The organism is Nocardiopsis sp. RV163 (assembly GCF_001029525.1).
GTDB classification, from domain to species: domain Bacteria; phylum Actinomycetota; class Actinomycetes; order Streptosporangiales; family Streptosporangiaceae; genus Nocardiopsis; species Nocardiopsis dassonvillei.
This window is the reverse complement of the sequence record NZ_LEKI01000194.1, coordinates 1-9,089: the sequence shown is the minus strand read 5'-3', so window position 1 is coordinate 9,089 and position 9,089 is coordinate 1. Positions and strand designations below refer to the sequence as shown.

Genomic DNA, 9,089 nt, shown 5'->3' with positions numbered 1-9,089 from the left:
CAACTACTCCTCCACCGACGGCCGCGAGGGGAGTGGTGGGCCGCCCGCCCCGGGGGGAGAGGGAGCGGACTACAGCAGCGCTTGCCAGTTCATGGCCTCGCGTCCGTCGGTGGAGGAGTAGTTGTTGCGGATCTCGTTCAGGGCGGCCTCGGCCTTGCCCAGCAGGAGCTGCATGTCGGCGACGTTGGCCCGCCAGGAAGCGACCTTGCGGTCGTACTCCGCGGCCATGGCGCCCTCGAGCTCGGCCTTGACCGTCTGCATCTGGGCGTCGAGCGACTCGATCTGGTTCTGCACGGCCTGCGTCTGTGTGCGCAGTTCGCTGGTGGCCTCGTCGACGTAGGCGTAGCTGACGTCGAAACCGTTGATGCTCATGGTCTCGCCTTCCGGAGAGGGACTTGTTCGGTTGGAAGCGGCTGTCCTGCCTCAGCCGGACTGGTTCGGGTTGAGCTCGTCCATCCACCGCGAACCGGTGATGACGGCCGCGTCCTCCGTGGCGTGCATCGCGTGGACGGTGCCGCCGAAGGTGCCGATCATCTGGTTCATGTCGTTGGTGATGAGCCGCAGCTCCTCCAGCCAGCCGACGACCGCTTCGCTGTACTTGTTGGAGGCCGCGCCCTGCCAGGACATACGCAGCTTGTCACGTGTGTTGTCCACGTTGGTGTAGATGGTGTTGCAGTTGCTGTGGGCCTCGGTCATCGCCTCCTGGGCGATGCGCTCGGCCTCGTCTGTAGTCCTCGTCCTCTGGTTCACGGACTCTCCTCGGTTCTTTCCATCAGGGACATCCTGCGTCCTCGACCATGGACGAGGACGCGAGGGGAAGGGCGGCCGCGTCCGGGTCGAGCACCGGACCGGACGGCAGCAGCCTCAGGAGGGAGGTCGGGACGGGGACGGACTGGGCCGCCTCGTACCCGAGGGAGGTCAGGGCGGTCTCGTCGACCACCGGGTACTTCGCCGCGCTGTCGGTGACGAGGTAGTGGGTGGTGGCTCCTCCACCGCCGCCCACGGGTCGGGCCGCGGCGAGCGTACCCCGGCCGGAGGCGATGCCCACCAGGTCGGGGGTCGGGCATCCCGGAGCGATCGCGGGCCGCTCCTGGACCGGCCACGCCTCGATCCCGGCGGGGTCGTCCATGGACAGCGACAGCGAGCCGTCCGGGGCCAGTCTCAGGCACGGCGCGCCCGCTGCGGTCCCCACCAGCTCCGGCGGGGCGTCGGGGTGGCGCTCCTCGCGCGGCCCCCGAGCCTCGGAGAGCCTCGTGTGCGCCTCGCCCGCGGGCAGCGGCAGCGCTTCGGCGGGGGCGTCGGGGTAGGCGGCGTCCGCTACGTCGGGGTCCGCCAGCAGCAGCAGGGCCTGTGTCACGGAGAGGGGGACCAGGCCGTCCCGGGTGAGCAGGTAGTGCTGGTCGCTCTGGCCGGGAGTGGACACCGCGAACACCTGGCCCACCAGCCGGGGCTCGCCCGCCATCTCGCCGCCGTCCTCACCGGCGCCCGCGACCTCGACCGCGGTCAGGTCCGGGCCGGTGGGCACGGTGTTGAGGAATGCCGAGGTGACGGGCAGGGCGCTGCTCGTCCCGTAGCCCAGGGCCTGGACGGCGCCGCCCTCCGTGTCCAGGCGCAGCCGGGTCCCGTTCCACAGCAGGTGCTGGCCGCCGTCCGGACCGGAGACCAGCACCGCCTGCTCGGCGGACGGGTGGAACGGGGCGGGCGCGGTGCCGATCACCAGAGCCGTACGGCCGAGTTCGCCCTCCTCGTCCTCGGGCCGCAGCGCGCACACCCGCCAGACCGACTCCTCCAGGCCCGCCTCCGTGGGAAGGGAGTCGGGCGCTCCGGCGATCCCGACTGGACCGTCGACGGGCACGCCCTCCAGGGACTTGGCCGATACCAGGCTCACGGCGGCGTCGGCGCCCTGGATCAGGCGGGCGGAGGCGCCGTTGGCCACCGGGCGCAGTACCCCGGCGGAGTACACGTAGGAGGCGCCGGTGTCGCGGTCCACGATCAGCCGGCCCTCCTGCCGCCAACTGGTCGCGCCTCCGGGGAAGATGAGGCCGAACACGAGGAAGCCGATGCACAGCACGGCGCCGATCGCGATGCCGATGTAGGTGCCGGTACGGGTACGGCGCATGGGCGCGTCGACCGCGTCGGGGTCGCCCTCCAGCATGGCCGTGCCCAGTCGGCCCACGGTGAAGTTGTGGGCCATCACCCTGTCGCGACGTGACTGCATGTCAGCCGCCGATTCCGCGCAGGAGCGAGAACACGCCGAAGATCGCCAGGATCAGGGGCACGATGGCCACCGTCAGCAGGGACTGGATGATCTCGGCCGCCCGCCCCCAGTGGGGCAGCGGCCGTGTGCCGGGCAGGTTCCACGACACCACGGCCAGGATCGCGGAGGCGGCGAACAGGCCCACCAGGGCCAGGGTGCGGGGCAGGGGCTCGGCGGTCCACACCAGGACCAGGACCAGCGCGGTCAGCCCGATCCAGGGCGGGGCGACCACGAAGGCCCGCTGCCAGGCGCTGGCCAGGCCCCGAGACTGCAGCAGCATCACCAGCGACACGATCACGCACAGGGTGATCGGTATCCAGCCGGGGGAGGCGCCGAGTACGACCAGGCAGACGGTCAGGACCGCGCCGGTGGACGCGTACAGGGCGGTCTGGAAGCGGTCGGCGAGTTCGGCCCGGTCCAGGACCCCGCGTGCCGGGTAGGGGTCGATGCCCTCCTGGAGCTGTTCGGGGTTGGACGGCAGCGGCGGCAGCTTCAGGCCGGACAGCCGGAAGGCCAACTGCGGGGCGAACGTGCCCAGCAGCAGCGCGATCAGCGCCACCACGGCCGCCACAGCGGGGGCGGTCGCACCGGGGATGAACATCAGGGCCAGGCCGCCCAGCGCGCACAGGACCTCGGCGGTGAACAGACCGGCGAAGAAGGGCACGGAGCCCGCCACCGCCGCCAGGCCGAGCACGCTCGCCCCGGCGGCGGTCACCGCACCGGTCAGGACGCGTGCTCCGGTCAGCGCGGTGCCGGGGTCGCCCGAGGGCACGGACGCGCCGGCCACCGCCATGTACAGGGTGGCCGCCGCGGCCAGGCCGGTGGCGGCGGCCAGGTCGGCCATGGCCCGCGAGGCCGCCCAGGCCGACAGCAGCATCAGCAGCGCCGAGCACGCGGCCGACACGGCCGTCAGCAGGCCTGGGCCACCGCTGACCAGGACGGCCAGGCCGGTGAACAGCACCACCAGGCCCAGCGTCTGCAGCAGGACGCGTGTGGCCTCGGGGCGCCACCGGTCGGCACGCTCGCCCATGCCGGTGGCGACGCCGTCGGTCAGGTCGTCGAAGTGCACCGGGGGCAGTTGGTCGCGCCGGGGCCGCAGGTAGAGGGTCTCTCCGTGGCAGAGCCCCAGGGAGCGGAGGGTCTCGTCCTCCTCCAGGGGCTCGTCGCCCAGTTGCTGGAGGACCCAGCCGTCGTGCTCCAGGCCGCTCTCGTCCAGGTCCTCGCCGTTGTCACCCTCGGCGTAGAGCACGAGGGTGGGCAGGATCTCGGACAGGGGGACCTCGGTCGGCGCGGCGATCTCGAAGGAGCGCTCGGGAGCGCGGATCAGCAGTCGGCACAGGTCCGGGGAGGCGACATCGTTCATCCGGTGGGGGCCCATCATGAGGCGGGGTCGTGACAGGGGTGGGAGTGACGGTAACACTCCCACGACCCATTTTGGAGGTGCGTTGTTTTAAATTTTGGTATCTGTCACTTTAGTTGGCAACGGTAGTGTTCTGGTTTCGGTCCCCGATTCCGGATACTGGTTGCGGTCCCGGCGCCGGAGCGGTGCCGGACAGTCCCTGTCGTTCCCTGCAAGGTGAGGACCCCGTCCTGTGAGTACCATCCTCGTCCGGCGTCCCCCGCGGCGTCCCGGGCCGGACCTGCCGTCGGGTGAGGTCAGCCTCCAGGAGCCCCCGGAGCTGCCCGAGCCGCAGGCGAACGTTTCGTCGGTGTTCATGTACCTGCCGATGGCTATGACGTCGATGGCGATGCTCCTGATGATCATGCGCCCCGGGCGCATGGGGGACGGCAGCAGTATCATGCCCTACATCGCGGGCGGCATGATGCTCGTGGGAGCCGTCGCGATGCTCGGCGGCCAGTATCTGCGCGGAATGCTGGAGCGCCGCCGCCAGCTCAACGACGACCGCCGCGACTACCTGCGCTACCTCAAGCAGATGCGCACCCGCCTGCGGAGCGTGGTCACCGAGCAGCGGGACGCGATGCTGTGGCGGGCTCCCCACCCCGACGCCCTGTGGTCGATCGTGCGCACCTCCCGGCTGTGGGAGCGCAGGGGGAGCGACGACGACTTCGCCGAGGCGCGCATGGCCGTGGGCGAGCAGGCGCTGTCCATGACCATCTCCCCGGTCTCCTCCAAACCGGTGGAGGACCTCGAACCCCTCAGCGCCCACGCCCTGCGCCGCTTCATCCGCGCCTACGGCACCGTCGAGGACCAGCCGGTCCAGATCTACCTGCGCGGCTACTCCCGCATCACCATGCGCGGCGACCTGGACACCAGCCGGGGCCTGGTCCGCGCGCTCGTCGGCCAGCTCGCCGTCTTCCACGCCCACGACGAACTGCGCGTGGCCGTGTGCTGCTCCGAGGAGGCGCTGCCCCTGTGGTCGTGGGCCAAGTGGCTGCCACACAGCCAGCACCCCACCGCCCGCGACGGGGCGGGCCAGGCCCGGCTGCTGTGCACGGACGCCATGGAACTCGAACAGCTCGTCCCCGACCTGGCCGACCGGCCGCGCTTCGACCCCACCGCCGCCCCCAGCCGCGAGGAGCCCTTCACCGTCGTCGTCGTGGACGGCGGACGCATCCCCCCGGGCTCGCGCATGCTGGGCGGCGGTTACCGCAACACGGTCGTCATCGACGTCGCCGATCCGATGCCCCCCGAGGACGACCCCTACACCCTGGCCCTGCGGGTGGAGGCCGAGCGCCTGGTGATGCTCTCACGCGACAACAGCGGCCGTGACACCGAGGAGGTGCTGGGCAGGCCCGACTCCCTGAGCCTGGCCCGCACCACGTCCCTGGCCCGCCTGCTCTCGCCCTACCGCATCGGCATGGTCGTCGAGGTCACCGAGCCGCTCACCACCGACTTCGAGTTGACCACGCTCCTCGGCATCTCCGACCTGCACCGGCACGACACCGAGCGCATGTGGAGCGAGCTGCACGAGAAGGACCGGCTGCGCGTGCCGATCGGCATGAACTCCGACGGCGCGCCGCTGGAACTGGACCTCAAGGAGTCGGCGCTGGGCGGCATGGGCCCGCACGGCATGCTCATCGGCGCCACCGGTTCGGGCAAGAGCGAGCTGCTGCGCACCCTGGTGCTGGGCCTGGCCCTGACCCACTCCCCCGAGACCCTCAACTTCGTGCTCGTCGACTTCAAGGGCGGCGCGACCTTCATCGGCCTCGACAAGCTCCAGCACACCTCCGCGCTCATCACCAACCTCGCCGACGAGGCGATCCTGGTGGACCGCATGCAGGACGCCCTGCACGGCGAGCTGGTCCGCCGACAGGAGCAGTTGCGCGCCGCGGGCAACTACAGCTCCGCCCTGGAGTACGAGAGGGCGCGCGAGACCAACCCCCACATGGAGCCGATGCCCACGCTGTTCGTGGTCGTCGACGAGTTCAGCGAGCTGCTGGCCGCCCACCGCGACTTCATGGACCTGTTCGTGATGATCGGCCGCCTGGGCCGCAGCCTCGGCGTCCACCTGCTGCTGGCCTCCCAGCGCCTGGACGAGGGCCGTATGCACCAACTGGAGGGCCACCTGTCCTACCGGGTCGCCCTGCGCACCTTCTCCGCCATCGAGAGCCGCGGGGTGCTCGGCGTCCCCGACGCCCACCAGCTCCCCTCCGCCCCCGGCAACGGCTACCTCAAGACCGACACCGAGACCCTCACGCGGTTCAAGGCCGCCTACGTCTCCGGGCCCTACCGCGTCAAGCGCCGCGCCGCCCGCAGGAACACGGTCGGCGGTGAAGTGGTCCTCTTTGCCGACACCCCGGTGGACACCTCCGCTCCCGAACCGGAGGAGCCCGAGGTGCAGGTGGAGGAGAGCAGCGAATCCCTCCTGGCGACCGCGCTGGCGCGGATGGACACCCTCGGCCCCGCGGCCCGCGAGGTCTGGCTGCCTCCCCTGGAGGTGCCGCCGCTGGTGGACGAGCTGCTCGCCATGATCGGCACCCGGCTGCCCGAGGGCGGCCTGGCCTGGAAGAAGGAGACGGCCCTGCGCGTGCCGTTGGGGATCATCGACCGCCCCTTCGAGCACAAGCGCCTGCCCCTGGTCGCCGACCTGTCCGGAGCGGGGGGACACGTCGGCATCGCGGGCGGACCCCAGAGCGGCAAGAGCACCATGCTCGCCACGCTCATCCTCACCCTCGCGGTGTGCAACACCCCCGCCCAGGTCCAGTTCTACGGGATCGACTGCGGCGGCGGTGTGCTGACCTCCCTCAAATCCCTGCCGCACATGGGCAGCGTCGTCACCCGAACCGACGAGCGGCGCATCACCCGCACCATCATGGAGATGAACGAGATCCTCACCAAGCGTGAGGTCTTCTTCGCCGAGAACGGCATCGACTCCATGGGCACCTACCGCAGGCGCCGCGCCGCCGGGGAGTTCGCCGACCAGCCCCACGGCGACGTCTTCCTCGTCATCGACGGCTGGGGCACCATCCGCCAGGACTACGCGGACCTGGTGGGGCCCATCGTCCAGCTCGTGCAGCGCGGCCTCAACTACGGCGTCCACGTCGTGGTCGCCTCCCCGCGATGGGCCGACTTCCACACCTCGGTCCGCGACCTGATGGGCACCCGCTTCGAACTGCGCATGGGCGACCCGGTCGACTCCATGGTCCACATGCGCGCCGCGCAGACGGTGCCCCGCGTGCCGGGCCGCGGCATCACCGACACCAAGCACCACCTGCTCACCGGACTTCCCCGCGCGGACGGCCACGCCGACTCCGTCACGCTGTCCGAGGGCATGACCGAGCTGGTCGAGCGCGTGCTCGCCGCCTGGGACGGCCCGTCCGCGCCCGCGGTGCGCACACTGCCCCCGATCCTGCACGCCCGTGAGCTGCCCGAGCCCAAGCTCACCAAGGCCAACGGCCTCAAGGTGCCCCTGGGCCTGGAGAGCCGCCGCATGCAGCCGTTCTGGCACGACTTCGGTGTCACCCCGCACCTGCTCGTGGTCGGCGACACGGAGACGGGCAAGACCACGCTGGTGCGCCACATCACCAACGCGATCCGCAGCCACTACGGTCCGACCACCGCCAGGGTCGTGCTCGCCGACCAGCGCCGCCAGCTCTACGACGCCGTGCCCAAGGAGATGCAGCTCGGCTACGCGGTGTCGAGCGACAACGTCAAGGAGATGATGGCCGCCGCCGCGCAGGCCATGAAGGCGCGTCTGCCCGGGCCCGACATCACGCCCGACCGCATCCGCAAGCGCGACTGGTGGACCGGACCCGAGCTGTTCGTCCTCATCGACGACTTCGAGATGGTCTCCGGCAGCGGTCCCAACCCGCTGACCCCGCTGCTGCCGATGCTCAGCCAGGGCGCGGAGATCGGCCTGCACGTGGTCCTCGTGCACGCGGCGGGCGGTTTCGGCCGGGCCTCCGGCGACCCCGTCATCCGCTCGCTCATCGACTCCAACACGCCCAGCATCCTGTTGTCCGCGCCGTCGTCGGAGGGCATGCTGTTCGGCAACATCCGGCCGCGGACGATGCCCCCGGGGCGCGCACTGTGGATCTCGCGCCGCGACCCGGTGGAGGTGCAACTGGCCATCGCCGAGGGCGCCGAGGAGTGATCGGGGCCCGCCCGGCCCGCCGGCCACCGGTCGGTCCGGGCGGACACGCCCCTCCCCGCAGGGGGAGCGGGGGCGTCCGGCGCACCGGACGCCCCCTCCGCGTCAGCGCACCGGTTCCTCGGAGCGCATCGGCACCGGCTCGCCCGCGGCGGCTGGACGCCACCCCCGCGCGCGTCCGAGCTTGATCACCGCCCCGCCCAAGCCGCACAGCACGATGAGCAGCAGCGCGACGGACACGACGGCGGCCGTGGACGGCGCGTCCACCGAACCGTAGGGGGAGGGATCGGGCACGAACCCCTCACCCGCAACCCCGGCCGGGTCACCGACCGGGGCGATGGCCATCGCCGCCAGCGGGTCGAGCCTGCCGTGCCCCGTCAGCGGGTCCGCTTCCCCGAGGGGAGAGGAGTAGGCCGTGGCCGTCAGGCGCTCGCGCACCTGCTCTGCGCTCAGGTCCGGTTCCCGTGCCATGAGCAGCGCCGCGGCCCCGGCCGCGAACGCCGCGGCCACGCCGTCGCCCGCGATGGCCACGTGGCCGCCGCCCGGGCCTGTCCCCACCACCCGGTCGCCCGGCGCGGTCAGGTCCACACGGGCCAGGTCCCCGCTGGGCAGGACCAGCGGACCCTGGGCCACGGGCAGACCCTCCACGTCGTGCGCGGCCACGCTCAGCACCGACGCGTACTGGGCGGGCTGGCCCGGCAACGGCCCCCGCGAGGTGGGGACCGTCGCGGGGGCCACGACGACCGCGTCGGCCTCCTCGGCGGCGGCCACTGCCGACTCCAGGGCTTGCGACCCCTCCCACGTGCCCGTGCCCACCAGGACCACGCGGGCCCCGGCCTCCACCGCGGTCCCGATACCGGCGGCGATCTCCTGCGGGGAGACCATGCCCGTCTGGGGGCTGCCGGTGGCCACGGCCGTCACCGACGCGCCCGGGGCCACCCCGACCAGGCCGCTGCCCTCCACGGGCCGTGCGGCGAGCACCCCGGCCAGTGACGTGCCGAACCCCAGGCAGTCGGCGGACTGCCCGCCCTCCACGGCCTCGGTCAGCGCGGGGACGCCGCCGTCCACCTCAGGGGCCAGCAGCGCCACGCCCACCCCCCCGCCGGTGCTCAGGTCGTGGGCCCTTGACAGGCCGAGGAAGAGGTGCGTCCACGGTGTCTGCTCCACGACGTCCCCGCCGACGGCCGCGCACGGCTGGCTGTCGGCCTTGAAGGGGTGGACCTGGGCGAGCGAGACCGGGTCCTGGGGGGCCTCGGCCGCGGCCGGGGCCCCCCAGGACC

Annotated in this window: 6 protein-coding genes; 1 reads left to right on the top strand and 5 read right to left on the bottom strand. The window is 72.2% G+C overall.

The window, feature by feature from the left end; translation table 11 throughout:
* Nucleotides 1-69: 69 nt before the first annotated feature.
* Genes ABD54_RS23560 through eccD form a run of 4 tightly spaced genes read right to left on the bottom strand, consistent with a single transcriptional unit; the run spans nt 70 to nt 3,638 of the window.
* Nucleotides 70-372, bottom strand: a complete 303-nt coding sequence (locus ABD54_RS23560) for a WXG100 family type VII secretion target (RefSeq protein ID WP_047871722.1) — start codon at nt 370-372, stop codon at nt 70-72.
* Between the two features lie 51 nt (nt 373-423).
* Nucleotides 424-750, bottom strand: a complete 327-nt coding sequence (locus ABD54_RS23555) for a hypothetical protein (RefSeq protein ID WP_235432171.1) — start codon at nt 748-750, stop codon at nt 424-426.
* Between the two features lie 22 nt (nt 751-772).
* The gene (gene eccB / locus ABD54_RS23550; protein ID WP_047871721.1) at nt 773-2,218 is read right to left on the bottom strand and encodes a type VII secretion protein EccB; all 1,446 of its coding nucleotides are present in this window, start codon (nt 2,216-2,218) and stop codon (nt 773-775) included.
* 1 nt (nt 2,219) lies between these two features.
* Nucleotides 2,220-3,638 (bottom strand): type VII secretion integral membrane protein EccD, encoded by a 1,419-nt coding sequence (eccD, locus tag ABD54_RS23545; RefSeq protein ID WP_053063645.1) that lies wholly within the window; start codon nt 3,636-3,638, stop codon nt 2,220-2,222.
* Between the two features lie 211 nt (nt 3,639-3,849).
* Between eccD and eccCa the strand changes: the two genes are divergently transcribed.
* Nucleotides 3,850-7,812, top strand: a complete 3,963-nt coding sequence (gene eccCa, locus ABD54_RS23540) for a type VII secretion protein EccCa (RefSeq protein ID WP_047871720.1) — start codon at nt 3,850-3,852, stop codon at nt 7,810-7,812.
* Between the two features lie 102 nt (nt 7,813-7,914).
* Here the strand turns inward: eccCa and ABD54_RS23535 are convergent.
* Nucleotides 7,915-9,089: S8 family serine peptidase (locus ABD54_RS23535; RefSeq protein ID WP_047871719.1), on the bottom strand; the 1,175-nt coding region annotated here is incomplete at its 5' end.

Bases quoted from the DNA above. Each gene is read 5' to 3' on its own strand.
- eccB (WP_047871721.1), bottom strand. From the start codon at position 2,218: ATGCAGTCACGTCGCGACAGGGTGATGGCCCACAACTTCACCGTGGGC.
- eccD (WP_053063645.1), bottom strand. From the start codon at position 3,638: ATGATGGGCCCCCACCGGATGAACGATGTCGCCTCCCCGGACCTGTGC.
- ABD54_RS23560 (WP_047871722.1), bottom strand. From the start codon at position 372: ATGAGCATCAACGGTTTCGACGTCAGCTACGCCTACGTCGACGAGGCC.